Origin of the sequence: Clavibacter lycopersici (assembly GCF_003576405.1) — a bacterium.
Classification (GTDB): domain Bacteria; phylum Actinomycetota; class Actinomycetes; order Actinomycetales; family Microbacteriaceae; genus Clavibacter; species Clavibacter lycopersici.
The window spans coordinates 1-24,554 of the sequence record NZ_QWGT01000013.1; the positions used below are offsets into that span (position 1 = coordinate 1).

21 protein-coding genes, 3 tRNA genes and 1 pseudogene are annotated in these 24,554 nt (G+C 73.0%); 13 read left to right on the forward strand and 12 right to left on the reverse strand.

From position 1 onward, the window contains the following. Positions 1-83 precede the first annotated feature (83 nt). From DZG00_RS01925 to DZG00_RS01940, 4 genes are all read right to left on the reverse strand, one after another. Positions 84-2,249: a phosphocholine-specific phospholipase C gene (locus DZG00_RS01925; protein ID WP_119455336.1), complete on the reverse strand. Its 2,166-nt coding sequence runs from the start codon at positions 2,247-2,249 to the stop codon at positions 84-86. Positions 2,250-2,538: 289 nt separating this feature from the next. Beyond that, positions 2,539-3,171, reverse strand: a complete 633-nt coding sequence (locus DZG00_RS01930) for an alpha-ketoglutarate-dependent dioxygenase AlkB (RefSeq protein WP_119382263.1) — start codon at positions 3,169-3,171, stop codon at positions 2,539-2,541. 106 nt (positions 3,172-3,277) lie between these two features. Next, positions 3,278-4,489, reverse strand: coding sequence for a zinc-dependent alcohol dehydrogenase (locus DZG00_RS01935; RefSeq protein WP_119382262.1), 1,212 nt, complete (start codon positions 4,487-4,489; stop codon positions 3,278-3,280). 126 nt (positions 4,490-4,615) lie between these two features. After that, positions 4,616-5,314: a Pr6Pr family membrane protein gene (locus DZG00_RS01940; protein ID WP_119382261.1), complete on the reverse strand. Its 699-nt coding sequence runs from the start codon at positions 5,312-5,314 to the stop codon at positions 4,616-4,618. 79 nt (positions 5,315-5,393) lie between these two features. On the opposite strand from DZG00_RS01940, the gene lplAB reads away from it, so the two are divergent. After that, positions 5,394-6,443, forward strand: a complete 1,050-nt coding sequence (gene lplAB, locus DZG00_RS01945; RefSeq protein WP_119382260.1) for a lipoate-protein ligase LplAB — start codon at positions 5,394-5,396, stop codon at positions 6,441-6,443. Positions 6,444-6,718: 275 nt separating this feature from the next. On the opposite strand, the gene DZG00_RS01950 is transcribed toward lplAB, so the two are convergent. Next, positions 6,719-7,003 (reverse strand): GNAT family N-acetyltransferase, encoded by a 285-nt coding sequence (locus tag DZG00_RS01950; RefSeq protein ID WP_063072487.1) that lies wholly within the window; start codon positions 7,001-7,003, stop codon positions 6,719-6,721. A 105-nt stretch (positions 7,004-7,108) separates the two neighbouring features. Between DZG00_RS01950 and DZG00_RS01955 the strand changes: the two genes are divergently transcribed. Continuing rightward, positions 7,109-8,005: an amidase domain-containing protein gene (locus tag DZG00_RS01955; protein WP_119382259.1), complete on the forward strand. Its 897-nt coding sequence runs from the start codon at positions 7,109-7,111 to the stop codon at positions 8,003-8,005. On the opposite strand, the gene DZG00_RS01960 is transcribed toward DZG00_RS01955, so the two are convergent. Both DZG00_RS01960 and pgm read right to left on the reverse strand, forming a co-directional pair. Next, positions 8,002-8,499: a ribosomal maturation YjgA family protein gene (locus tag DZG00_RS01960; protein ID WP_119455337.1), complete on the reverse strand. Its 498-nt coding sequence runs from the start codon at positions 8,497-8,499 to the stop codon at positions 8,002-8,004. The two genes, DZG00_RS01955 and DZG00_RS01960, sit on opposite strands and share 4 nt — an antisense overlap. A gap of 64 nt (positions 8,500-8,563) precedes the next feature. Then, positions 8,564-10,204 carry a phosphoglucomutase (alpha-D-glucose-1,6-bisphosphate-dependent) gene (gene pgm, locus DZG00_RS01965; RefSeq protein WP_119381538.1) on the reverse strand — a complete coding sequence of 547 codons (1,641 nt, stop codon included), beginning with the start codon at positions 10,202-10,204 and terminating at the stop codon, positions 8,564-8,566. 49 nt (positions 10,205-10,253) lie between these two features. On the opposite strand from pgm, the gene pheA reads away from it, so the two are divergent. Then, positions 10,254-11,216 carry a prephenate dehydratase gene (gene pheA, locus DZG00_RS01970; RefSeq protein ID WP_119381539.1) on the forward strand — a complete coding sequence of 321 codons (963 nt, stop codon included), beginning with the start codon at positions 10,254-10,256 and terminating at the stop codon, positions 11,214-11,216. Here pheA and DZG00_RS01975 read toward each other — a convergent pair whose 3' ends face one another. Further along, entirely contained in the window at positions 11,217-12,581 is a 1,365-nt protein-coding gene (locus DZG00_RS01975; RefSeq protein ID WP_119381540.1) for an APC family permease, read from the reverse strand. Positions 12,582-12,724: 143 nt separating this feature from the next. Here DZG00_RS01975 and serS point away from each other — a divergent pair, with 143 nt between their 5' ends. The 9 genes from serS to DZG00_RS02020 all read left to right on the forward strand — a co-directional run bounded on the left by serS (position 12,725) and on the right by DZG00_RS02020 (position 21,026). Then, complete coding sequence (serS, locus tag DZG00_RS01980) at positions 12,725-14,005, forward strand: serine--tRNA ligase (protein ID WP_119381541.1); 1,281 nt, start codon at positions 12,725-12,727, stop codon at positions 14,003-14,005. Further along, positions 14,002-14,823 carry an HAD family hydrolase gene (locus tag DZG00_RS01985; protein WP_119381542.1) on the forward strand — a complete coding sequence of 274 codons (822 nt, stop codon included), beginning with the start codon at positions 14,002-14,004 and terminating at the stop codon, positions 14,821-14,823. The genes serS and DZG00_RS01985 overlap by 4 nt, the downstream gene beginning before the upstream one ends. Before the next feature lie 170 nt (positions 14,824-14,993). After that, positions 14,994-15,078: transfer RNA gene (locus DZG00_RS01990), tRNA-Ser, on the forward strand. A gap of 16 nt (positions 15,079-15,094) precedes the next feature. Continuing rightward, positions 15,095-16,357 (forward strand): LCP family protein, encoded by a 1,263-nt coding sequence (locus tag DZG00_RS01995; RefSeq protein WP_119381543.1) that lies wholly within the window; start codon positions 15,095-15,097, stop codon positions 16,355-16,357. Positions 16,358-16,755: 398 nt separating this feature from the next. Further along, a tRNA-Ser gene (locus tag DZG00_RS02000) sits at positions 16,756-16,847 on the forward strand. Between the two features lie 680 nt (positions 16,848-17,527). After that, the gene (locus DZG00_RS02005) at positions 17,528-18,616 is read left to right on the forward strand and encodes a LacI family DNA-binding transcriptional regulator (protein WP_119381544.1); all 1,089 of its coding nucleotides are present in this window, start codon (positions 17,528-17,530) and stop codon (positions 18,614-18,616) included. A gap of 169 nt (positions 18,617-18,785) precedes the next feature. Then, positions 18,786-19,484 carry a ThuA domain-containing protein gene (locus tag DZG00_RS02010; RefSeq protein ID WP_015489256.1) on the forward strand — a complete coding sequence of 233 codons (699 nt, stop codon included), beginning with the start codon at positions 18,786-18,788 and terminating at the stop codon, positions 19,482-19,484. Positions 19,485-19,501: 17 nt separating this feature from the next. After that, on the forward strand, positions 19,502-20,578 hold the full coding sequence (locus DZG00_RS02015) for a Gfo/Idh/MocA family protein (protein WP_119381546.1): 1,077 nt from the start codon (positions 19,502-19,504) through the stop codon (positions 20,576-20,578). Between the two features lie 91 nt (positions 20,579-20,669). Next, positions 20,670-21,026 (forward strand): hypothetical protein, encoded by a 357-nt coding sequence (locus DZG00_RS02020; protein WP_119381545.1) that lies wholly within the window; start codon positions 20,670-20,672, stop codon positions 21,024-21,026. Between the two features lie 46 nt (positions 21,027-21,072). On the opposite strand, the gene DZG00_RS02025 is transcribed toward DZG00_RS02020, so the two are convergent. After that, on the reverse strand, positions 21,073-22,428 hold the full coding sequence (locus DZG00_RS02025; RefSeq protein WP_119382765.1) for an alpha-amylase family glycosyl hydrolase: 1,356 nt from the start codon (positions 22,426-22,428) through the stop codon (positions 21,073-21,075). 190 nt (positions 22,429-22,618) lie between these two features. Between DZG00_RS02025 and DZG00_RS02030 the strand changes: the two genes are divergently transcribed. Then, positions 22,619-22,691, forward strand: a tRNA-Arg gene (locus DZG00_RS02030). 89 nt (positions 22,692-22,780) lie between these two features. Here DZG00_RS02030 and DZG00_RS02035 read toward each other — a convergent pair. The 3 genes and pseudogenes from DZG00_RS02035 to DZG00_RS02045 all read right to left on the reverse strand — a co-directional run. Then, positions 22,781-22,999 (reverse strand): annotated as a pseudogene (locus tag DZG00_RS02035) (response regulator transcription factor); the annotation flags it as partial. Between the two features lie 50 nt (positions 23,000-23,049). Further along, positions 23,050-24,132 (reverse strand): hypothetical protein, encoded by a 1,083-nt coding sequence (locus tag DZG00_RS02040; protein ID WP_119382767.1) that lies wholly within the window; start codon positions 24,130-24,132, stop codon positions 23,050-23,052. Beyond that, the gene (locus DZG00_RS02045; RefSeq protein ID WP_104235671.1) at positions 24,129-24,545 is read right to left on the reverse strand and encodes a PadR family transcriptional regulator; all 417 of its coding nucleotides are present in this window, start codon (positions 24,543-24,545) and stop codon (positions 24,129-24,131) included. Before DZG00_RS02045 ends, DZG00_RS02040 begins: the two co-directional genes overlap by 4 nt. Between the last annotated feature and the right edge of the window lie 9 nt (positions 24,546-24,554).

The window sequence follows — 24,554 nt, forward strand, 5'->3', positions numbered from 1 at the left end:
GACCGCGCCCGCGCCTGACCCGCACGCGCCACGACGCCGGCCGGCCCCCGCGGGACCGGCCGGCGTCGTCGCGATGCGCCGCGCTACTCCACGCGGCCCGCGTAGCGGTACCGGAAGCCGTCGCCGGCGGTGACCACCACGTCGTAGTAGCCCCACGCGTCCACGGGCCAGTCGACCGTCGTCGTGCGCCCGGGCTTCACCGTCTCGTGCCGCACGCGCGTGATGAAGTCGTTCGCGGTGAGCGTGTACTTCACCGAGGGGCTCCCGCCGTCGCCGAGCGTGATCCGCAGCAGGCCCCGGCCGTCCACGACCGTCTCGGCCGTCACAACGGGCACGGGCACGTCCGTGCGCGACGCGTCGATGACGGTGCCCGCGAAGCGGCGCAGGAACCGGTCGGGCCCGTAGACGCTGAAGTCGTAGGCGCCCGCGTGGGCCGCGCTGTCCCACGCGTACGACGCCGTCCCGCGCGCCGCCACCGTGAAGGGCGTCGACGCGAACGGCAGCGCGATGTTCGGGAACACCTGGTGCGAGACGCCCTGCGCGCCGCGGTTGCGCATCGTCAGGGTCACCGCGCCCGATTCGCGGTCGACCGCGACGTCCGCGTCCTGCCGGTAGGGGAGCGGCCGGTGGCGCATCCGGCCCTCCTCCTGCGTGGGCATCCGCTGCGCGCCGACGGCCGGCTCCTGCACGGGCGGCTTGGCCATGTCGGCGTCGGCCGCGTGCACGAGCGCCTGCGTGGCGCTGAGCGGCAGCACCTCGCGGGCGGACGGGATCGAGAAGTCCGGGTGCGCGAAGTCGAAGCACGACGTGAGGTCGCCCGAGATCGTACGGCGCCAGTCGGAGATGTTCGGCTCGTGCACGCCCGTCCAGGTCTCGAGGAACCGGATCACCGAGGTGTGGTCGAACACCTGCGAGTCGACCCAGCCGCCGCGGCTCCAGGGCGACACCACCGTGAGCGGCACGCGCGTGCCGTAGCCGATGGGCAGGCCGTCGACGTACTCGTCGGACGTGCCGGGCTCGGCGAGCGGCGGCAGCTGGTGGTCGAAGTACCCGTCGTTCTCGTCGTAGTTGATGAGGAGGACCGTGCTCGCCCAGGTGTCCGGGTTGCTCATGAGCGCCTGGATCACGGCGTTCGTGTAGTGCGCGCCGTAGTCGGGGCTGGCCTTCGGGTGCTCGCTCCAGCCGTACGGCGCCACGACATAGGAGACCTGCGGCAGCGTGCCCGCGGCGGCGTCCTTCCCGAACTCCTCGAGCAGGTGCGTGACGTCTAGGCCCTTGCCGGAGTCGGGCTTCCAGCCGTCGTGGAGCCCGCCGTCGAGCGCGAGCTGGCGGGTCGCGGGATCCGACGACGCGAGCGCCTCGTGGTACCGGTGGAACAGCCAGAGCGGGTTGTCGCCGTAGTCGCCCACGTAGGGGTGCGTGCCGTCGTCGCCGACCTCGTCGTTCGCGTACGTCCTCCACGTGATCCCGGCCTCGCGCAGCCGCTCGGGGTAGGTGGTCCAGCTGAAGACGGGCGCGTAGTCGTCCGGGTTGTCGATGGCGGGCCCGCCGGCCTTCCCGCGCGGGTCGATCGTGCCGGTCCACTGGAAGAGGCGGTTGGGGGTCGTCGGCCCGATGAGGGAGCAGTGGTAGTGGTCCGCGATCGTGAACGCCGAGGCGAGCGCGTGGTGGAAGGGGAGGTCGTCCTTCGTGAAGTAGCCCATGGTCTGCTCGCTCTTGGCGACCACCCAGTTGTCCCACGCGCCCTTGTTCCAGGCCTGGTGCCCGCCCTTCCAGGAGTGGTCGAGCCCGCCGGCGCCCTGCGCGTTGAAGCGCGACGAGTCGAGCGGGAAGGGCAGCATCCGCCCGCCGTCGGGGCGGCTCGCGTCGGGCTGGGCGAAGACGGTGCCGCCGCCGGGGAGCTCGACGGCCTGCTTGTCGCCGAAGCCGCGGACGCCCTGCAGGGTGCCGAAGTAGTGGTCGAACGAGCGGTTCTCCTGCATGAGGATCACGACGTGCTCGACGTCGCGGATGCTGCGGGTGGGGTTCCTGCGGGTGGCGGCCGTCGCCGCGCCGGGTGCGCCTGGGGCGGATCCCGCGGCGACGCCCGCCATGATCGCGGCCGCACCGCCGAGCAGGACGGTGCGGCGGCTGACGCCCGGGCGGATCCCGGTGCGGTACGCGCGCCCGGGGTCGAGCGGGGGCGCGGCGTCGACGCCGTCCCCGAGGTCGACGTCCGGCGCGTGCTCTTCGGGCTTGGAGGTGCTCACGGTGGCTGTCCTTCTTCCTGGATCGTGCCGGGCCCGGCGGGCGGGGGATCCCACGGGGCGGCGACGCGGAGGGCGCGCGTGGTCGCGGTGTCCCACGGCGACGCGTGCTCGGCTCGGCGCGGGGGATCCGGCGGGTCGCGCCCGGGAGCGCCGATGCCAGGCGCGATCCTCCCTGCCCGAGCGGAACAGCGGGTCACGCGGAGCGACATCCGGCGGAATGCATCCTGAACAGCGGGATCGTTCCCATCGCCCGCACCTGCCCGGCGGCCCCGCTCCCGGCGCGTACTCCTCAGGCGGGCCAGACCGGCCGGAACTGGATGCTGATGCGCGGCCCCACGGCCTTCGCGGTCTTGAGGATGGCGTGCTCGTGCGTGCGCTGCGCGCTGCCGCCCATGACGACGAGGTCGCCGTGCCCGAGCGGGAACCGCCGCACCTCGCCGCCGCCCTTCGGCCGCAGCGAGAGCGTGCGCGCGGCGCCCACGGACACGATGGCGACCATGGTGTCGCGGTCGATGGCGCGCCCCACGCGATCCCCGTGCCAGGCGACGCTGTCGTCCCCCGTGCGGTAGAAGCACAGCCCCGCCGTCTCCAGCACCTGGCCGGCAGGGCGGCCGTAGTGGTCGTTCAGCGCCTCACGCGCCTCGACGAGCACGGGCGCGGGCAGCGTCGCCCGCGGCCCGAACCAGGACAGCAGCCGCGGGACCTCGACGGTGCGCCCGTGCATGAGGCGCGTGTCGGCCGTCCACTCCACGTCCTCGACGAGGCGCTCGAACAGCGCGTCGGAGTCGCTGACCCAGCCGGGCCGGATGTCGAGCCAGGCGCCCCGCCCGAGGTCGAGCCGCTCGAGCTCGCCGCCGAGCGCACCGAGGCCGGGCTCGGCCTGGAGGTCGTCGAAGAGGGAGGCCTGGAACGCGATGCTCATGGCGCGAGCTTAGCCCGGATGTTCGAACGCATGTTCGAAGGCGGGGGATCCGTGGAGGGCCGCGCGGCCGCCCGGGCGGGTCGTACCGGGCGACCGTCCCCGGGCGTCAGCCGACCTCCAGCACCGTCTTCAGCCAGCCCTCCTCGCGGACGTCGAAGTGCTCGTAGGCGTCGATCGCCGTGGTCATGCCCTCGTCCTGCGTGATGAAGCGCGTCGGGTCGAACACGCCGGAGGCGACGAGGTCGATGAGCGGCGGCGTGACGCGGCGGTGGTCGCAGTTGCCCATCCGGATCGTGAGGTTCTTGTTCATCGCGGCGCCGATCGGGTACGACGTGAGCTGCGGCGGGTAGACGCCGATGATCCCGATGCGCCCCGACTTCCGCACCATCTGCACGGCCCACCGGGACGCCTGGCTGGGCGCGTCGCCCGGCACCCACAGGTCGCCCTGCGGGGACGCCCCGGGCGCGACCTGCGCGACCTCGGCGGCGGACGCGTCCTCCTGCTGCTCGGCCTCCTCGGCCGCCGGTCCTCGATGTGGGCGCTGCGCGTCCACGCCGACCGCGTCGATCACGGCGTCCACGCCGATCCCGAGGGTCGCCTCCATCACCGCGGCCACCGGGTCCTCGCGCTCGAAGTGGATCACCTCGGCGTTCTGCTCGAGCGCCATCGCGAGGCGCGTCTCCACGTGGTCGATCGCGAACACGCGGCCGGCGCCCATGCGGAAGGCCGACGCGATCGCGAACTGCCCGACGACGCCTGCGCCCAGGACCGCCACGGTGTCGCCCGGCCGGATCCCCGCGAGCTCGGCGCCGAACCAGGCGGTGGGGAAGATGTCGCTGAGGAGGATCGCCTGGTCGTCCGTGACCGTGTCCGGCAGCGGGATGAGCGTGTGGGCGGCCCACGGGATCCGCGCGTACTCGGCCTGCAGGCCGTCGACCGGCCCGGTCGTCTCCGGTCCGCCGAAGAAGGAGGTGCCCGCCTGCGGCCCGTTGGGGTTGGCGACGTCGCACTGGGCGGTGCTCCCCGCGCGGCACTGCGGGCAGACGCCGCAGGACATGGTCGAGCACACCAGCACGCGGTCGCCGGGCGAGAACCCGCGCACCTGGTCGCCGACCTCGGTGACGGTGCCGATCGCCTCGTGGCCGAGGATCGTGCCCTCGCGCATGCCCGCCATGGTGCCGCGCACGAAGTGGAGGTCCGTGCCGCAGATGGCGCTGCGGGTGATGCGGATGACCGCGTCGGTCGGCTCCTGGATGGTGGGCTCGGGCACCTCGTCCAGGCGGATGTCGCCCTCGCCGTGCCATACGACTGCCTTCATGATGTCTCGCCTCTCCTCGCCGGGCCGGCGGGCCGGGTGCGCCGTCGTCCGTGCGTCCGACGCTAGGCCGGTGCCGCGACGCCGTCCGGAGGGCGGGACCCCCTTGACGTGCGGGCGGAGCGGCCGCTACCGGGTCGTCGCGCGGGCCGCCGTGACGGCGCGCGATGCCCGCCTGCCGACCGCGATCAGCAGCAGGGCGAGGCCGCAGATCAGCGCGGCGATGACGACGACCCAGATCGCGACCGTCCCGTACCCGCCGCCGCCCGTCGCGGGATCCAGGAACGGGTACGGGTAGTAGGTCGCCGCCCCCGTGACCTCGTTGCCGGTGTACGGCCCGCGGGCGAGCGTGACCGCGACCCAGACCAGCGGGAAGACCACCACGCGGCCGACCGCGCCGTAGCCGAGCGGCCGGCGGTCCGGAGCGAGCAGCCAGTCGAGCAGCACGAGCAGGGGCACGGCCACGTGCAGCACCTCGTTCGACCAGGGGAGGTTGCCGCCGGGGATCGTGGGCAGGCCGCGCAGCAGCAGGTTGTAGACGATGCCGGTGGTGACCATGTACGTGGTCGCCGCCAACCGGAGCGTCGTCCAGCCGCGTCCGGGCGCGGGCGCGCGCCGCAGCAGCCGCACGGCGCCGATGCCCATCACGACGGCCGCGAGCAGGTTCGACTCGATCGTGAAGTACATGAGGAAGTCGACCGTCTTGCCCCAGATCCCCTCCACGCCGATGCTCCGCCAGTACGAGGAGCTGACGACGTACTGGCTCGTGACGGCGACCAGCACGGTCAGGGCGGTGAGGAGGCGGACGACCGCCCAGGTGATGCGCACGTCCCACCGTCGCACATGCCGGCGCCCGCGGCGATCCCCCGCCCGGGTGCCGCCCCGCGGCCGGGCCTAGGCTGGCGGGATGCATGGTGAGTACAAGGTCCCCGGCGGCAAGCTCGTCGTGGTCGACCTCGACGTGACCGACGGCCGCATCTCCGGATTCCGCCTCGCGGGCGACTTCTTCCTCGAGCCCGACGACGCGCTCGAGGCCATCGACCGCGCGGTGAACGGCCTCGCCGAGGACAGCGACGCGAACGCCATCGCCGCCGCCATCCGCCGCGCGCTCCCGCCGCAGGCCGTGCTCCTCGGGTTCTCGCCCGAGGCCGTCGCGGTCGCGATCCGCCGCTCCCTCGCGCGCGCCACGAACTGGGGCGACTACGAGTGGGAGGTCATCCACGACCGCGCCTACCGGCCCGTCGAGCAGATGGCGCTGGACCAGGTGCTCGCCGAGGAGGTCGGCGCCGGGCGCCGGAACCCCACGCTCCGCATCTGGGAGTGGGACCAGCCGGCCGTCGTCATCGGCAGCTTCCAGTCGCTCCGCAACGAGGTCGACGCCGAGCAGGCGGCCGCCCACGGCTTCGACGTCGTGCGCCGCGTCTCCGGCGGCGGCGCCATGTACATGGAGGCGGGCGCCGTCATCACGTACTCGATCTACGCGCCCGTCGACCTCGTGCAGGGCATGACCTTCGCGGACTCCTACGCCTACCTCGACGAGTGGGTGATCACCGCGCTCCGCTCGCTCGGCATCGACGCGTCGTACCAGCCGCTCAACGACATCACGAGCCCCAGCGGCAAGATCGGCGGCGCCGCGCAGAAGCGCCTGGGCGCCGGCGCCGTGCTGCACCACGTCACCATGAGCTACGACATGGACGGCGAGAAGATGGTGCAGGTGCTCCGCATCGGCCGCGAGAAGATCAGCGACAAGGGCATCACGAGCGCCGCCAAGCGCGTGGATCCGCTCCGCAGCCAGACCGGCATGAGCCGCGCCGACATCATCGAGCGCATGAAGGACACCTTCACGGGCCTCTACGGCGGGAAGCCCGGGCAGGTCACGCCGGAGGAGTGGGCGAAGACCCGCCAGCTGGTGGAGGACAAGTTCCAGACGCCGGAGTGGCTCACGCGCGTCCCCTGATCGAGGGACTGTCCGCCTGGCGAAGCCGCGATGTCCGCTGGGCGTCGGCGCTGTCCGGTGGGCGACCGCCGCCGCTTCTGCGCAGGTCGCCGCGCCTAGTGTCGCAACGTCGCCCTTCCGGCCCCGCGGGGCCGAGCGGCGGTGCGGTCCGATCGAACCTCGTCACGAGGCTCCGCTCGCGACCGCGGGCGACGGGGAGACCCGTCGGGGGGGAGCGGACTCGCGGGGCGCATGCGTGCGCCTCGCGAGCGCGTCCGGCTCAGCCCCGCTCCGGCTCAGCCCCGCTCGAGCAGCTCGCGGTAGTCGGGGTGCTCGTCGATCCACTCCGCCACGAACGGGCACGCGGCCACGACCGTGCGCGATCCGCCGCGCACGTCGTCGAGCGCGGCCCGCACCAGCTCGCCGCCGAGGCCGCCGCGCCGCTTCGCGGGGTCGATCTCGGTGTGGGTGAAGACGATCCGGTCGCCCTGGATCAGGTAGTCCGCGAAGCCCGCGCGCTCGCCGTCGAGCCACAGCGTGTAGCGCGAGCCGTCGGGGTCGTGGGTCACGTCGACGCTCATCCCGCCACACTAGGCGCGGTGTCGCGCGGAGTCGATCCGCAGGGCGCCGGGTTACCCTGGGTGGGCCCGGGTCCCGGGTCCACCCCCGACATCCCGGAGCATCACGTGACCGCCGACATCCGCCGCCGCAGCATCCTCGCCGCCGCGCTCGCGGTCCCCGTGACCGCCGTCCTCGCCGCATGCACCCGCCAGGAGCCCGCGCCGCGCGCGACCCTCGGCGGGGGAGACGACGGCCAGCCCGCCGCATCCGGATCCTCGCCCGCCGTCTCCTCCGTGGAGCCGGCCGAGCTGTCCGTCTCGGGCGGCCAGGAGGTCACGATCGCGGGCGCCGGCCTCTCCGCCGCCACCGCCGTGATGTTCGCGGGCACCCCGGGCACCGACCTCCAGGTCGTCGGCGACGGATCCGTCACGGTCACCGCCCCGCGCTCGGCCGACTACGAGGACCGCTCCGCCGACATCCAGGTCATGGCGGGCGACGCGCCCCTCACCGCGGCGACCGCCGCGTACACGGCGCAGACGCCCGTCGACGAGCAGCTCCAGTACGCGCTCGCGCACTGGGACTCCTACAACCTCCAGGAGTACGGGGACTTCAACCCGTCCGGCGGCGACTGCGTCAACTTCGTCAGCCAGACCCTCATCCAGCGCGGGTGGGAGATGACGACGGAGTGGCACAACCGCGGCGGCGGATCCGACTGGACCTACGCGTGGATCCACGTGCCCACGTTCGACAAGTGGCTCGCGGCCAACGCCTCAACGCTCGGCGTGACGCGCCTCGAGCTGGCGGACCGCGACCGGCTGAAGGTCGGCGACATCGTCATCTTCGACTGGAACCGCAACGCGTCGCCCGACCACACGCAGATCGTCTCGGCCATCGAGCCGAAGGACGGCGGGAACGTCGTGAAGATGGTCGGCCACAACCTCGACAACGACTACCGGGACCTCGACGAGACCATCACCACGGAGCACCCGGGCGCCGAGGTCCACTTCTGGAGCGTCTCCTAGCCCACGTCGCCGATCCCGCGGCCGACCCGCAGCAGGCGGTCGACCAGGAGCACGAGCAGGACGCCGACCGCGTAGGCCGCGAGGTCGACGGGGTCGTACCCCGTGCCGAGCAGCAGCCGGCACAGCGGCACGTGCAGCGCCCAGATCGCGGGCCATCCGGTGATCTGCAGCAGCTCGATCCCCGTGCACCACACGAGCACGGCCGCCCCATGCACGACCGTGTCGACCCGGGGCATCACCGCGATGAGCGCGAGGTGGATCGCCGCGGCGTAGAAGATGTCCGGCCACAGCCCGCGGCCGTCGCCGTGGGTGACGACCATGCCGGCGATGACGACGGCGAGCAGCGCGCCCAGCGACACGACCCGGCGGCGCGCGTGCCCGTCGGGCAGCCGCACGTCGCGGTCGACGACCGGCGCGGCCCCGGCGGGACCGTCGGCGGGGTGCATCGACGGCTCGTCCCACACGAACGCGTCCACATCCCCGGAATGGCGCATGCCCCCAGCGTATGCACCGCGGATGCGAGCGCGCCCAGGGCGGCGTCGCCTCCACGGCCTCCAGTCACGCGTCGAGCGCCGCGTCGACGATCCGCTTGGCCTCCGCCTGCACCGCGTGCAGGTGGTCGAGCCCCACGAACGACTCGGCGTAGATCTTGTAGACGTCCTCGGTGCCGCTCGGGCGGGCGGCGAACCACGCGTTCTCGGTGACGACCTTGACGCCGCCGACCGCCGCGCCGTTGCCGGGGGCGGTGCTGGTCTTCGCGGTGATCGGGTCGCCGGCGACCTCGGTGGCCTCGATGGCGTCGCCGTCGAGCTTGCCGAGCGTCGCCTTCTGCGCCTTGGTCGCGGCGGCGTCGACGCGCTCGTACACCGGATCGCCGAAGCGCTCCGTGAGCTCGCGGTAGAGCACGCTCGGGGTCTTGCCCGTGACCGCGAGGATCTCGGCGGCGAGCAGCGCGAGCAGGATGCCGTCCTTGTCGGTGGTCCAGACGGTGCCGTCCATGCGCAGGAAGCTCGCGCCCGCGGACTCCTCGCCGCCGAAGCCCACGGATCCGTCGATGAGGCCGGGGACGAACCACTTGAAGCCGACCGGCACCTCCCAGAGGCGGCGACCGAGCGACTCGGCGACCCGGTCGATCACGCTGGAGGACACGAGCGTCTTGCCGATCGCGGCGTCCTCGCGCCAGTGCGGCCGGTGCGCGTAGAGGTAGTCGATCGCGACCGCGAGGTAGTGGTTGGGGTTCATGAGCCCCGCGTCGGGCGTGACGATGCCGTGGCGGTCGGCGTCGGCGTCGTTGCCCGTGAGGATGTCGAAGTCGTCCTTGCGCGCGAGCACGCTCGCCATGGCCGAGGACGAGGACGGGTCCATGCGGATCTTGCCGTCCCAGTCGAGCGTCATGAACGACCAGGCGGGATCCACCTCGGGGTTCACGACCTCCAGGTCGAGCCCGTGGCGCTCGCCGATCGCGGCCCAGTACTCGACGGACGCGCCGCCGAGCGGGTCGGCGCCGATGCGCACGCCGGCCTTCCGGATCGCCTCCAAGTCGATGATGGAGCCGAGGTCGTCCACGTAGTGGCCGAGGAAGTCGTAGCCCTCCACCTGTGCGCGCGCCTCCTCGAGGCTCACGCGCTTCACGTCCACGAGGCCGCCCGCGATGATCGCGTTGGCGCGCGACGCGATCCACCCGGTGGCGTCGGAGTCGGCGGGTCCGCCGTGCGGCGGGTTGTACTTGAAGCCGCCGTCGGCGGGCGGGTTGTGGCTGGGGGTGACGACGATGCCGTCGGCCACGTCGTCGTCGCCGTGGGCGTCGTCGCGGTTCCAGCGGAGGATCGCGTGCGACAGCGCCGGGGTCGGGCACCAGGAGTCGCGCGAGTCGGCGAGCACGCGCACGCCGTTGGCGACGAGCACCTCGAGCGCGGTGTCCTCGGCGGGCTTCGACAGCCCGTGGGTGTCGCGGCCGATGAACAGCGGGCCGGTGATGCCCTGCTCGGCCCGGTACTCCACGATCGCCTGCGTGATGGCGAGGATGTGGTCCTCGTTGAACGCCGTCTTCAGCGAGCTGCCGCGGTGGCCGCTGGTGCCGAACGCCACCTTCTGCTCCGGATCCTCCACGTCGGGGTGGAGGTCGTGGTATGCCCGGATCAGCTCGTCGATGTCGATGAGGTCGGACGGGAGGGCGACTGTGCCTGCGCGGTCATGCATGCGTCCATCCTGGCACCGGCCCCCGCCGATTCCCATCTAGGGTGCAGGCATGCCCGAGACCCCCCGACCCGACGAGACGTACAGCTACCTCGGCCCGTCCGGCACGTTCACGGAGGCCGCGCTCAAGCAGGTCGACGCGGCCCGCGGGCGCACGTGGCGCGCGGTGAACAACGCGTCGGAGGCGCTCGCCGACGTGGTCGCGGGCACCTCGGTCGCGGCCATGATCGCCATCGAGAACTCGGTCGAGGGCGGGGTGACGGCCACGCAGGACGCGCTCGCGAACATCCCCGGGCTCCGGATCCTCAGCGAGCACCTCGTGCCCGTGACCTTCGACCTCGTGGTGCGTCCGGGCACGGCGCTCGCCGACGTGCGCACGGTCGCCGCGCACCCGGTCGCCTACGGCCAGTGCCGCCGCTTCCTCGAGCGGGAGCTGCCGTCGCACGGGCACCTCCCCGCCTCGTCGAACGTCGCCGCGGCCATGTCGCTCCTGGACGGCGGCACCGCGGACGCCGCGATCGCGCCGCCGCAGATCACGGAGAGCCAGCCGCTCGAGGCGGTCGCGCGCGGCATCGGCGACAACCCGAACGCCGTCACGCGCTTCGTGCTCGTCGGCCGGGCGACCACCCTGCCCGCGCGCACCGGCGCCGACAAGACGAGCCTCATCGTCGAGCTGCCCGACGACCGGGCCGGATCCCTGCTCGACATGCTCGAGCAGTTCGCGACCCGCGGGGTGAACCTCACGCTCATCCAGTCGCGGCCCATCGGCGACGAGCTCGGGCGCTACCGATTCGTCATCGACGCCGAGGGCCACGTGCACGACGAGCGCGTGGCCGACGCCCTGCTCGGGATCCGCCGCTTCAGCCCGCGCGTGACGTTCCTCGGCTCCTACCCGCGGGCCGACGGCGCGCGGAGCACGTACCGCGAGCGGTACGAGGACGACGTGTTCCTCGAGGCGCGCGACTGGCTGCGCGGCATCGTGTCGGCCGAGCCGGGCGCGGGCGCCGACGCCTGATCAGGCCCGGTCGCGGTCGACGTCCTTCGAGCGGGCGCCGCTGGCCCGGCTGATCAGGAACAGCACGACGCCGACGGCCACGAGGATCGCGCCGAACAGCCACACCTGACCGCTCTGCTGGGTGAGCAGCAGCACGCAGGAGAGCGTGCCGAGCACGGGGATCACGGTCCAGACGCGGAAGTGCGCGTGCTCCACGCGGTCCCTCCGCAGCACGAGGACGGCGACGTTCGTGCTGATGAAGACGAACAGCAGCAGGAGCACCACGGTCTCGGCGAGCGTGCCCACGTCGCCGACCGAGGTCAGCGCGACCGCGACCAGCGTGGTGGCGACGATGGCGACCCACGGCGTCCGCCGGTTCGGCAGCACCTTCCCGAGCACGCCGGGCAGGAGGCCCTGGTCGGCCATGCCGAAGGTCACCCGGCTCGCCATGATCATGGTGAGCAGGGCGCCGTTCGCCACCGCCACGAGGGCGATGAGGCTGAAGACCCACGGGGGGATGCCGACGCCGGTCGCCTGCACGACCGCGAGCAGCGGGCCGGTCGACTCCGCGAGCTCGTCGGGGGAGAGGGCCGCGGAGCTGGCCAGCGCCACGAGCACGTAGACGACGCCCGCGGTGGCGAGCGCCCCGAACAGCGCCTTCGGGTAGACGCGGCTCGGATCCCGCACCTCCTCGGCCACGTTGGCGCTCGTCTCGAAGCCGACGAACGAGTAGTACGCGACGATCGCGGCCGACAGCGTGGCGAGCGCCGCGTCCGACCCCTCCGGGAACTCGGTCACGCGCGAGATGTCGCCGCCCCCGCCGCCGAGCATCACGGCCACGACGACGATCACGATCACCAGTCCGCTCAGCTCGATCACCGTCATCACCACGTTGCCGCGCATGCTCTCGGTGATCCCGCGCGCGTTGAGCGCCGCGACCAGCAGCAGGAACACGATGGCGGCGGGGATCCGCGGCACGTCCATCACGGGCTCGAGCAGCGTCGAGAGGTACTCGCCCGCGAACGCGAGCGACAGTCCGGCGGCGCTGACCACGCCGGCCGCGAGCATCGAGAAGCCCACGAGGAACGACACGATCGGCACCCCGAAGGCGCGCTCGGCGAAGATCGCGGCGCCGCCCGCCTTGGGGTACTTGGTCACGAGCTCGGCGTAGGAGCCGGCGGTGAGCAGCGCGAGCAGCAGCGCGACCACGAGCGGCACCCACAGCGCGCCGCCCACGTCCTCGGCGAGCGTGCCCATGAGCGCGTAGATCCCGGCGCCGAGCACGTCGCCCAGGATGAAGAGGAACAGCAGCGGGCCGGTGATGGCCTGCTTGAGCTTCGAGCCGCCGGCGGGCGCGCCCTGCTCGGCATAGGTGGTGGTGGCCATGTCCGTCCTCCTCGTGGATCCCGGGGCGGCTCCCCGGAGGACGCGCTCGCACGCGTCACCCTCACGACCCTGGCCCGATCGCGCGTCCGCGTCCCGGGGCCCGACGCCCGGCCGCCTCCGACCCGCTTCGTTAGAGTGACGGGGTGATCGATCCGCAGACCCTCCGCGACCATCCCGACCTCGTCATCGCCTCGCAGGAGCTGCGCGGCGCATCCGTGGAGGTGGTCGACCAGGCGGTGGCGGCCGACTCCGAGCGCCGCCGGGCGGTCACCGAGTTCGAGGGCCTGCGCGCCGAGCAGAACGCGCACGGCAAGCTCGTCGCGAAGGCGGACAAGGCCGACAAGCCGCGCCTCATCGCCGAGGTGCAGGAGCTGAAGGCCCGCGTCACCGCAGCGCAGGAGCGCGCGCAGGAGGCCGAGACCGCGCTCGACGAGGTGATGCGGCGGATCCCGAACATCGTCATCGACGGCGTGCCCGCGGGCGGCGAGGACGACTGGGCGCTCATCCGCGAGGTCGGCGCCAAGCCCACCTTCGACTTCGCGCCGCGCGACCACCTGGAGATCGGCGAGATCCTCGACGCCATCGACATGGGCCGCGGAGCCAAGGTCTCCGGCGCCCGCTTCCACTTCCTCAAGGGGATCGGCGCGCAGCTCGAGATCGCGCTGATGAACTTCGGCCTCGCCCGCGCGCTGGAGGCCGGGCTCGTGCCGCTCATCACCCCCACGCTGGTGAAGCCCGAGATCATGGCAGGCACCGGCTACCTCGGCGCCCACGCCGACGAGGTCTACCACCTGGACGACGACGACCTCTACCTCACGGGCACGAGCGAGGTGGCGCTCGCCGGGTACCACGCCGACGAGATCCTCGACCTCGCCGACGGCCCCATCCGCTACGCCGGCTGGTCGACCTGCTACCGCAAGGAGGCGGGCTCCTACGGCAAGGACACCCGCGGCATCATCCGCGTGCACCAGTTCCAGAAGCTGGAGATGTTCAGCTACGTCGATCCCGCGGACTCCGAGGCCGAGCACGAGCGCCTCCTCGCGATGCAGGAGCGCATGATGCAGGACCTCGGCCTCTCCTACCGCGTCATCGACACGGCGGCGGGCGACCTCGGCTCCAGCGCCGCCCGCAAGTACGACGTCGAGGCGTGGATCCCCACCCAGGGCGCCTACCGCGAGCTCACCTCCACCTCGAACTGCACCACCTTCCAGGCCCGCCGCCTCGGCACGCGCTTCCGCGGCGAGGACGGCCGCACCTCGCCCGTCGCCACCCTCAACGGCACGCTGGCCACCACGCGGTGGATCGTCGCCATCCTCGAGACCCACCAGCAGGCGGACGGCTCGGTGCGCGTGCCCGAGGCGCTGCGCCCGTACCTCGGCGGCCTCGAGACCCTGGCGCCCGCCACGGCGAAGGCCGCCCGATGACCCCGCGCGTGCCGGACGCCGACCGCCTCCTCATCGCCCTCGACATCGACGGCACGCTGCTCGGGGAGGACGGCTCGCTCGACGAGTCGGTCATCCGCGAGGTGCGGCGGATGGAGGAGATCGGCCACCTGGTCATGCCCTCCACCGGCCGCTCCGTCGCCGACACGCTGCCGATCGTCGACCGCCTGGGGATCCACCCGCGCTACATGGTGTGCTCGAACGGCGCGATCGTGCTCGAGCGCGACGCGGACGCCCCCACCGGGTACTCCCGCCGCTTCGTCGAGACCTTCGACCCCGCCGACGTGCTGCAGCGCATCCGCCCGCACCTCGCGAGCGGCCGCTACGCCGTCGAGGACGAGGAGGGCGTGTACCTCTACTCCGGCGGCGACTTCCCGGACGGCGCGCTCGAGGCCAACGGCCGCCACGTCGAGTTCGAGGAGCTGCTTCACGTGCCCGCGACGCGCGTCGTCGTGATCTCGCCCGGCCACGACCTGGAGGACTTCCAGGACGTCGTCGAGCGCATGGGCCTGCACCGCGTGAGCTACTCCATCGGCTGGACCGCCTGGCTCGACATCGCCCCGGACGGCGTGAACAAGGCCACGGCCATGGAGCGCGTGCGCGAGCTGCACGACATCGCCCGCACCCACGTGATCGCCATGGGCGACGGACGCAACGACATCGAGATGCTGGAGTGGGCCGGCGAGCACGGCCGCGGGATCGCGATGGGCCAGGCGCCCGCGGAGGTCATCGCGGTGGCGAGCGAGGTCACGGGTCCCATCACCGAGAACGGCGCCGCGGCGGTCCTCGCCCGACTCTGACGTCCGGGCTCGCCCGATTCCCCCATGTGGAGAGTCCAGCCCGCTCTGATCCTCCGCGTGCGAGAGTGTCGCATCCCGCGCGGTCACCCGGCCGCACCACCGCGGGCCGACCGGCCACCGGTAGGATCCTCTTCGATCGCACGTCGCCCGCCACGCGGGAGCGCGCATCGGGAGGGCTGTCCGAGCGGCCGATGGAGCCAGTCTTGAAAACTGGTGGGCAGAGATGTCTCGTGGGTTCGAATCCCACGCCCTCCGCCCGGAGAGGATCCGCATGAGCGACGCGCCCCTGCGACCCCGGCGAGACCCCGGTGCCCCCCTCATCGCGCGCCACGGCCGGCTGCGCAGGTCGACGGCCGCCCGCGCGCTGCTGAAGGGCACGGCCATGGCCCTCGCCGTGCTGGCGGTCAGCGGCTTCTCCGTCGTCACCATCGCCGCGTGGGACCTCAACAGGTCCGTCCAGGCCAACACCGTCGACATCAGCGACGGCACCGAGCAGACCACTGTCGGGGTCGGCGCGCTCGACGGCGGCTTCAACGTGCTGCTCGCCGGATCCGACACCCGCCAGGGACAGGGCGACGGCTACGGCAAGACCGACGGCGCGCTCAACGACGTGAACATGGTGCTGCACGTCTCGGCCGACCACTCGCAGGCCACGGTCGTCAGCCTCCCGCGCGACATGGTCGTGCCCATCCCGGCGTGCGAGCGCAGCGACGGATCCGGCACCGCACCCGCCATGTCCGCGGCGCCGCTCAACTCGGCGCTGTCCGACGGCGGCCTGCCGTGCGTCGCGAAGACCGTCGCCCAGTTCACGGGCCTCGACATCCCCTACGCCGCGCTCATCGAGTTCAACGGCGTCATCGAGATGTCCAACGCCGTCGGCGGCGTGCCCGTGTGCCTCGCGAGCCCGCTCAAGGACAAGCGCACCGACCTCGACCTCCCGGCCGGCGAGAACACGCTGCAGGGCAAGGAGGCGCTCCAGTTCCTCCGCACGCGCCACGCGGTCGGCGACGGCAGCGACCTGGCCCGCATCAGCAACCAGCAGGTGTTCCTCTCCTCGCTGGTGCGCACCATGAAGCAGTCGAGCACGCTCTCGGATCCCACGCGCGTCTACGGTCTGGCGAAGGCCGCGGTCGACAACATGCAGCGCTCCACGTCGCTCGACTACCAGACCATGGCGTCCATGGCGCTGGCGCTCAAGGACATCCCGCTCGACCAGGTGCGCTTCCTGCAGTACCCGGGCACCACGGCGGGCACGGGCGTCTACGCCGGCAAGGTCCAGCCGCTGAAGACCGACGGCGACCAGCTCATGCAGCTGCTGAAGGCGGACGCGCCGTTCGAGGTCAAGGCGGGCAACACGGGCCTCGGCGCGGTCGCGGAGCAGCCGGCGGCATCGACCCCTGCGCCGTCGGCGTCGCCGAGCGCTCCCGCTGCGGGCGGCGGATCCCAGCCGGCCACGTCGGCGCCCACGGTGCTTCCCGAGGCGATCACGGGCACGGACGCCGGCACGGTCACGTGCTCGAAGGCGTTCGGGTGACGCACCGCATCGGGTCGCGGTGAGGGCGACGGGACCCCGCCGCACACCCTATGCAGCGAGGCACCGTCTATCTCGTTCAGCTTTCGACCCGAATCCTCCGCCGGACGAGAATCTCGCTCTCGACCACGGGGGGCTCGCGACGTCGTCGCGTGCGTGAGGGTGAGCGGCACCGGTTCGGGGGATCCGGGACCGCGGCCACGTGGGCGAGCGGGACATCTCTGGCTGACACAGCGACGCGCGAGGGGGTAAGCCGGTCGGGTCCGGCACACGCGTCGCCTCAGACACTACGTGTCCGTCGAATGGGGGACAACCGCGACGCGCCCCCCGTTCGGGTCCGCGCCCCGGTGCGCGGGGATGTGAGCAGGCCGCCGCGTCCGGTACAGTGGACGGGTACGTCTGGAGACGTCGCATAGTTCGGCCTAGTGCACCACCCTGCTAAGGTGGAGTACCCGTATGGGTACCGTGGGTTCAAATCCCACCGTCTCCGCCATCGCTCAGCACGGACCGCTGATCCGCACTCTCGGGTCCTTCCGTGGTCGCGTCCTCGAACCGGCCGTCCTCGTGCATCCGCCAGCGTCGCCCCGCGGCGTCCGTCGAGCGGACCTCCGTGACCGCGTACCGGCGGGTCTGCGTACAGGGACGCACTGGACGACCGTGCTCCTCCTGGGGGATGGGGAAGTCCCGACCCCTGCTCTTCGCGGACCTGATGAAGCACCCCCCCCGGGAGGCAGCAGGCGGAGCTCCACCGGCTCCTGCCGCTCCCCGAACCACACGACGGTGACCACGACGTCGCGGAAGGGGAGCCCGGAGTCGTCCGCACGACGATGCCGTACTCATCGCCGCGCTGGTCGTCGTCGCGGCACGAGCCGGCCCACGCGGTGAGAGCGCGCACCTGCAGACGCGCGTCCCGCTCGGTGCGCTCCTTCGTCGCCTGCCGATCCTGGTACAGCTGCGCGGCGCCGAAGCCCACCGCCAGCGTGGTGATCCATGTCGGCACGTCGCCCCAGTCGATCACGTCGAACCCCCTCCGGCATGCTCGCCCTGAGCTGCCGCGGAGAGGCTACGGCGACGGATGCGCGGGGCTCGAGGTCAGCGCACGTCGTCGCGCGTCGGCGCATGGCGTGGTACCCGAGCAGGTCGTCGCACCGGCGGCGGCCTAGCATCACCCTCATGAGCGACACGTTTCCCGACGCGCCCCGGCCGCCGGATCCCGAGCACGGCTCCGGCACCACGCTCGGCCTCATCGCGCGGGAGGCGAACGTGTCGATCGGCACGGTCAGCAAGGTCCTCAACGGCCGCAAGGGCATCTCGCCCGCCACCCGTGCCCGCGTCGAGGAGCTGATGGAGCTGCACGGCTACAGCCGCCGCGGCGCCGAGCGGCCGCACGGCGCGCTGATCGAGATCGTGCTCGAGGTCGTCGACACGGGCTTCTCCGTCGACCTGCTGCGTGGGGTGTCCGCGGTCGCGCGGGAGCACGCGCTGAGCGTCATCGTCACGGAGCACGGCCGCGACACCGCGCTCGACGGCGACTGGATGGCGGGCGTCATGCAGCGCCGGCCGATGGGCCTCGTCCTCGTGTTCTCCGACCTCGCGCCCGCGCAGAAGCGGCAGCTGCGGAGCCGGGGCATCCCCTTCGTGGTGGTGGATCCGGCCGGGTCGCCCGCCGCGGACGTGCCGGCCGTCGGATCCACCAACTGGGAGGGCGGGCACGCGGCCGGGGAGCACCTCCTCGGCCTCGGGCACGTGCGCATCGGCGCCATCAGCGGGCCGTCGCACCGGCTCTACTCCCGGGCGCGCATGTCGGGGTTCCGCAGCGCGCTCGAGGCGGCCGGACCCGAGGTGACGCTCGTCGAGGCGGAGGGCGACTTCGGCCGCGTCGCCGGCTACCGGGCGGGCGGCGAGCTGCTCGACGGGGACGCGCGCCCGACCGCGATCTTCGCCGGGAACGACGAGCAGGCGCTGGGCCTCTACGAGGCGGCGCGGGAGCGGGGGATCCGCATCCCCGACGACCTGTCCGTGCTCGGCTACGACGACCTGCCCTTCGCCCGCATCGTCTCGCCCGCGCTGAGCACGGTGCGCCAGCCGGTGCGCGAGATGGCGGAGGCGGCGGCGCGCATGGTGCTGCGGATCCGCGAGGGCCGGAGCGAGGAGCCGACCCGGCTCGACCTCGCGACCGCGCTCGTGGTCCGCGGCAGCACGGCGGCGCCTCAGTCGGCCGCCCCCGCGCCGTCGACGGACGCGGTGTCGTCGCCCGAGTGAAACGTTTCGGATCGCCCGCGCCCTCCTTGCCCTGCCTCACCGCCGGTGCGTAGCGTTCGAGACGCGCGGCGGTCGACCGGTCGCGCCCGACGAAGGAGTCGCACGTGACGCAGATCCCCCGCACGCCACCCCGCCAGCACCGCGGACGCCCGACCCGGACGGCGACCCCGTGACCGCGGCCCGGAAGGCGCTCGTCGTCCGCGGAGGCTGGGACGGCCACATGCCCGTGGAGACCACGGGCCTCTTCATCCCGTTCCTCGAGGAGAACGGCTTCGAGGTGCGCGTCGAGGAGGGCTCGGCCGTCTACGCCGACGCCGACGTCATGGCCGCGACCGACCTCATCGTCCAGGCCAACACCATGACCACCATCGAGCCCGAGGAGATGGCCGGTCTCCGCGCCGCCGTCATCGCCGGCACCGGAATGGCCGGCTGGCACGGCGGCATCGCCGACTCGTACCGGAACACCGCCGACTACCTCCACATGATCGGCGGCCAGTTCGCCCACCACGCGGGCAAGGACCCGGCCGAGCGCACGGGCGAGCAGTCCGACAACTACATCCCGTACACGGTGGAGATGACCGAGCTCGGGCGCACGCACGAGATCACGCAGGGCATCGCCGACTTCGACCTCGTCACCGAGCAGTACTGGGTGCTCAGCGACGAGTACAACGACGTGCTCGCCACCACCACGCAGACCGTCCGCCCGTGGGATCCGTGGCACCGCCCGGTGACCGCGCCCGCCATCTGGACCCGCCAGTGGGGCGAGGGCCGCATCTTCGTCTCCGCCCCCGGCCACCGCATCGAGGTCGTCGAGGACCCGAACGTCCGCACCATCATCGAGAGGGGCCTCCTGTGGGCAGCACGCTGAAGCACGACGACGACGCGATGACCCTCGGGATCATCGGCGTCGGGAAGATCAGCGAGCAGTACTTCGCCGCGTTCGAGAGCCTGCCGGGCGTGCGGCTGGTCGCCGTGGCCGACCTCGACCTCGACCGCGCGCGCACCGTCGCCGAGGCCCAGGGCGTCGACGCGCTCAGCGTGGACGACCTCATCGCCGACCCGCGGATCGACACCGTGCTCAACCTCACGATCCCCGCCGCGCACGCCGAGGTCGACCTCCGCGTGCTGGAGGCGGGCAAGCACGTCTACGGCGAGAAGCCGCTCGCGCTCAGCCCCGCTGAGGCCGAGCCGATCCTGCGCGTCGCGTCGGAGAAGGGCCTCCGCGTCGGATCCGCTCCGGACACCGTGCTCGGCACCGGGATCCAGACCGCGCGTGCCGTGCTCGACGCCGGCACGATCGGCCGGCCGGTCGCCGCGAACGCCTTCTGGGGAGCCCCCGGCCATGAGCTCTGGCACCCGGCCCCGGCCTTCTACTACCAGCCGGGCGCCGGCCCGCTCTTCGACATGGGTCCGTACTACCTCACGGCGCTCGTGACGCTGCTCGGGCCGATCACCCGCGTCCAAGGCGCATCGCTGCGCTCGGACCGCGTGCGCTCCGCCGCCTCGGACCCCGAGGCGCGCGAGATCCCGGTGACCGTCGACACGCACGTGAGCGCCGTGCTCACGCACGCGTCGGGCGCGGTCTCCACCGTCACGATGAGCTTCGACATCTGGGCGACGCGGATCCCGAACATCGAGGTCTACGGCACCGCAGGCACGCTCTCGGTGCCGGACCCGAACCACTTCTCCGGCCAGGTGCAGGTCGCGACCTCCGCGGACCGCGAGTGGACGGACGTCGAGCCGAGCGCCGGCTTCGTCGACGCGGGGCGCGGCTGCGGGCTGGCCGAGATGGCCGACGCCATCCGCCGCGGGGCGCCGCACCGGGCGTCCGGCGAGCTCGCGTTCCACGTGCTGGAGGTCATGGACGCGATCCTCGACCCCGAGGCCACGGGTGAGATCCGCAGCACCGTGGAGCGTCCGGAGGCCGTCCCGCTCGGGCAGCCGGGACGCTCCGGGGACTGATCCGGGGTCGTCCGCGAACAGGTAGTGGGCAGCCTTCCACAACCCCGCTCGGGGCCCGTTCCTGGGAGCCCCGGCCTACTAGCCTGACGCCGTGACCCGCCACTTCTCGCAGTTCCTCTTCGCGCCGTACGGCGACGGGGAGGGACTGCGCGCGGTGGAGGCGGACGCGGTGGACGAGCGGCTCCTCGGCGCCGAGACATGCGACGCGGGGGCCGACGGCGAGCGGGAGGCCGACGTCACCGACCCGGCGGTGTGGCCCGCGCTCACGGCCGTCGAGTGGCCGCTCACGCACCGGCCGTTCGACGACGACGAGCCGGAGATCGCCGACGGGCACTTCGCGCCCGCGGACGAGGATCCGGACGCCGAGGCGGAGGAGGAGGCCGCGGCGCACGCCGCCCGGGCCGCGCTCCTCGCCGAGGTCTACGGTTGGCCGCACCGCGCCATCTGACGAAGGCGCCGCGCCGCGCCGCGCCGCGCCTCTTCGGGTGCCGTGCCTACGCGCCGGCCAGCACCGCCCAGGAGTGAGCGGGCACGCGGCCGTCGCCGCCCACGTCGCCCGCCTCGCGGCCGTCGACCGAGCCGGCGATCTCCACGGGCTCGTCCCCGAGGTTGAGCACGAGCCGCAGGGCATCCGGCGATCCGGGTGCCACGCCGCCGGCGGCACCCGTGCCCGACGGCCGCAGGGTCACGGTGAGCGCGGTGTTGGTGAGGCCGGACGTCTCCATCCGCGCGTCGACCAGCCAGGCGTGCCGGCGGCGGAGGCCGACGAGCTCCTGGTGCAGGCTGCGGATGCGGGCGGCCGCGTCGTCGTCGTGGAGGTCGTCGGGCGAGGCCGGGTACTCGGGGCGCACGGCGTCGTCGCCGCCCGCGCGGTCCTCCTTCACGCCCGTCAGGCCGCGCTCGTCGCCCGCGTAGACCGAGGGGATGCCGGGGAGGAGGAAGAGGAGGGCGATCGCGTGGCCGAGGTGCCGGGGATCCACCGCGGAGGCGATGCGCGTCACGTCGTGGTTGCCCACGAAGGTCTGCGGCGTGAAGGACGGCAGCAGCTCGGCGTGACGCGTGAGGGTCCAGTCGAGCTCGAAGAGGTTGCGCTCGGCGATGGAGCTGCGGATCGACTTCCACAGCTCGTAGGCGGTGATGGAGTCGATGGTCGACTCCTCGGCGTAGCCCGCGTAGTCGCCGTGGATCATCTCGCCGACGAACCACGCCTCCGGGTGCCGCTCGCGGACGCGCGGCAGCACGGCCGCCCAGAACGACGCGGGCACGGCGTACGCGGCGTCGAGGCGCCAGCCGGAGACGCCGCGGTCGAGCCAGTGGATCATCACCTCGGCCACGTGCGCGCGCACCGCCTCCGAGTCGTGGTCGAGCGTGACGAGGGCGCCGTGGCCCTCGAAGCCGACGGGCTCGCCGGCCTCGTCCCAGCGGAACCAGGACGCGGCCTCGGATCCTGGCCCGTCGGCGAGCGCCCGCACGAACATCGGGTGGCTGCGGCCGACGTGGTTGAAGACGCCGTCGAGGAGCACGCGGACGCCGCGCGCGGAGGCGTCGGCGAGGAGGGCGTCGAGGTCGGCGTCGTCGCCGAGCCGGGGATCCACGGCCAGGTGGTCGCGGGTGTCGTAGCCGTGGGTCTCGGAGTCGAAGACCGGGCCGAGGAGCAGGCCGTTGGCGCCGAGGTCGACGAGGTACGGGAGCCAGGCGCGGATGCGGTCGAGGCGATGCGCGGGCGCCGCGTCGGAGTGCGCGGGGGAGGAGCCGTCGGGCCCGGCGAGGTCGTCGCGGGTCTGCGGCGCGCCCGTGAAGCCGAGCGGGTAGACGTGCCACCAGACGACGTGATCGGTCCAGGATGCCAAGGGTCGCTCCTCGCGGTTCGGGTCGATCCAGCCTAATCAGCGGGGGTCCGGGCGGTCGCCGGGCGGGCTCCGCCGGACATCCGCTGATCGCCGGCGGGCGGCGAGCAGCGCGGATTCGCGGGGGACCGCTCGAGCATGTAGTCTGTCTCCCGGCCTGATCGCCGCTCGCGGGGATCATCGCCGCACGACTGCGCCCGTAGCTCAACGGATAGAGCATCTGACTACGGATCAGAAGGTTGGGGGTTCGAATCCCTCCGGGCGCACAGCATCCCTCGGATGCGCATCTCTGGTTGAGACAGAGTGAGACGGCCCGCCACTGGCGGGCCGTTCTCGTCTCCCGGGTGCGCTCTCCTCAGCGCGTCGTCGCGAGCGGCTCCACCACGCCGTTCTCGTACGCCCAGATCGTGGCGTGCAGGCGGTCGCGCACGCCGAGCTTGTCGAGCGTGCGGCTCACGTGCGTCTTCACGGTCGTGGGCGCGAGGAACAGGCGGCCGGCGATCTCCGCGTTCGAGAGGCCGCGCGCCACGAGCACCAGGATCTCCCGCTCGCGCGCCGTCAGCCGCGCGAGCTCCGCGTCCGTGCCGATCCGGTGGGACCGCTGGGCGTGGTCGAGGAGCGCGCTCACGGGGTGGGCTCCTCGGTGGGGGCCGGCTCGGGTGCGGGGGCCTCGGCGGGCGGCGACGCATCGGGCGTGCCGGTCGGCGACGGCGAGGACGTCGCCTCGGGATCCGGGTCGAGCGGCAGCGCCTTCGCGAACGGCGGACGCACCACGGCCTCGCTGCCGTCGATCGTCCCGGTCACCAGGGCGGCGTCGGACCCGCCGAGCGGGAAGACGTTCCACGCGCCGTCGGCCGGGCTGACCGGCTCGCCCGTCGCCGGGTCGCTGACGGTGCCGCCCGTCGCGGAGGAGCCGATGGTCGTCAGCGGCTCGCCGTCCTGGTCGAACAGCTGCACGCGATCGAGGAGGTCCCCCTCGGCGTCGTACGCGAAGAGGTTGGTGACCTGCTTGCCGTCGAGGGAGAGGCCCGGCTGCTCGTAGCTCGTCCCGTACGAGGACTCGTCGACGTACCCGGCCTCGGTCCCCGTCGTGATCGCGAGCGGGATGAGCGCCAGGAGCGCGAGGGCGGTGGCGGCGCTCACCACCGCGCGGGTCGTCCGCCAGATCGGGGTCGGGGCCCACCGGCCGCGGCCCCACTGGACGCTGATCGCGGTGATGCCGATGAGCAGCAGCCACCCGATCGGTCCGCCGGGGATCAGCTCGAAGCCGCCGACGCCCCCGAAGAGCACCGTGAGCACGAGCACCGCGCACTGGTACCCCGCCCACGCCCGCAGCAGCCACCACACGGGGCGGAAGGTGATGAGGAGGTCCAGGATCGCGGAGAGCTCGCGGTTCGCGCGCACGGTGCTCAGCGTCTGGCGCCCGGTCTCCTCGATCCGCTGCCGCAGCAGGGCGACCGGCGAGGTGGTCGCCGCTCCTGCCACGCGCTCCGGCAGCCCCGCGGAGGTCCGCAGCTCGTCGGCGTAGCGCGCGGGGTCGCCGAGCTCGAGGGCGCCGTCGTGATCCGCGGCCTCCTCCTGCAGGTCGGCCTCGAGGCCGCCGGTGAGGTCGTCGACGTCCTCGGGATCGAGGTCCGAGAGCCGGGCGCGGACGGCGGCGGCGAAGGCCTGGATGCGGGTGTCGAGGGTGGGATCTGCGGTGTTCACGGCTTCTCTCCGATCGTGCGGACGTTCACGGATGCGGGCACGGGGCCCTCGCCGGTGCTGCCGGCCTTCCTGGTGCGATGGGTCGGCGCGGGGGACGGCTCGCCGAGGAGCCCGCTCATGGCGGTGGCGAAGGCGGCCCAGGTGGCGCGCTGCCCGGCGAGCAGCTCGCGGCCCTCGGGGTTGATCGCGTAGTACTTGCGGTGCGGTCCGCCCTCGGACGGCACCACGTAGCTCGACAGGGCGCCGGCCGCGTAGAGGCGGCGGAGCGTGCCGTAGACGGAGGCGTCGCCGACGTCACCGAGGCCGGCGTCGCGCAGGCGCCGGACGATGTCGTAGCCGTACCCGTCGTCGTGCTGCACCACGGCGAGCACCGCGGTGTCGAGCGCGCCCTTGAGCAGCTGCGTGGTGTCCATCAGTCGATC

What these genes read in the sequence shown, in the direction of transcription:
- DZG00_RS01975 (WP_119381540.1), bottom strand. Translation starts at nt 12,581, where the DNA reads ATGGCCACCACCACCTATGCCGAGCAGGGCGCGCCCGCCGGCGGCTCG.
- lplAB (WP_119382260.1), top strand. Translation starts at nt 5,394, where the DNA reads ATGCATGGTGAGTACAAGGTCCCCGGCGGCAAGCTCGTCGTGGTCGAC.
- DZG00_RS02015 (WP_119381546.1), top strand. Translation starts at nt 19,502, where the DNA reads ATGACCCTCGGGATCATCGGCGTCGGGAAGATCAGCGAGCAGTACTTC.
- DZG00_RS02005 (WP_119381544.1), top strand. Translation starts at nt 17,528, where the DNA reads ATGAGCGACACGTTTCCCGACGCGCCCCGGCCGCCGGATCCCGAGCAC.
- DZG00_RS01960 (WP_119455337.1), bottom strand. Translation starts at nt 8,499, where the DNA reads ATGCGCCATTCCGGGGATGTGGACGCGTTCGTGTGGGACGAGCCGTCG.
- pgm (WP_119381538.1), bottom strand. Translation starts at nt 10,204, where the DNA reads ATGCATGACCGCGCAGGCACAGTCGCCCTCCCGTCCGACCTCATCGAC.
- DZG00_RS01995 (WP_119381543.1), top strand. Translation starts at nt 15,095, where the DNA reads ATGAGCGACGCGCCCCTGCGACCCCGGCGAGACCCCGGTGCCCCCCTC.
- DZG00_RS01935 (WP_119382262.1), bottom strand. Translation starts at nt 4,489, where the DNA reads ATGAAGGCAGTCGTATGGCACGGCGAGGGCGACATCCGCCTGGACGAG.
- DZG00_RS02045 (WP_104235671.1), bottom strand. Translation starts at nt 24,545, where the DNA reads ATGGACACCACGCAGCTGCTCAAGGGCGCGCTCGACACCGCGGTGCTC.
- DZG00_RS01950 (WP_063072487.1), bottom strand. Translation starts at nt 7,003, where the DNA reads ATGAGCGTCGACGTGACCCACGACCCCGACGGCTCGCGCTACACGCTG.
- DZG00_RS01930 (WP_119382263.1), bottom strand. Translation starts at nt 3,171, where the DNA reads ATGAGCATCGCGTTCCAGGCCTCCCTCTTCGACGACCTCCAGGCCGAG.
- DZG00_RS01985 (WP_119381542.1), top strand. Translation starts at nt 14,002, where the DNA reads ATGACCCCGCGCGTGCCGGACGCCGACCGCCTCCTCATCGCCCTCGAC.
- pheA (WP_119381539.1), top strand. Translation starts at nt 10,254, where the DNA reads ATGCCCGAGACCCCCCGACCCGACGAGACGTACAGCTACCTCGGCCCG.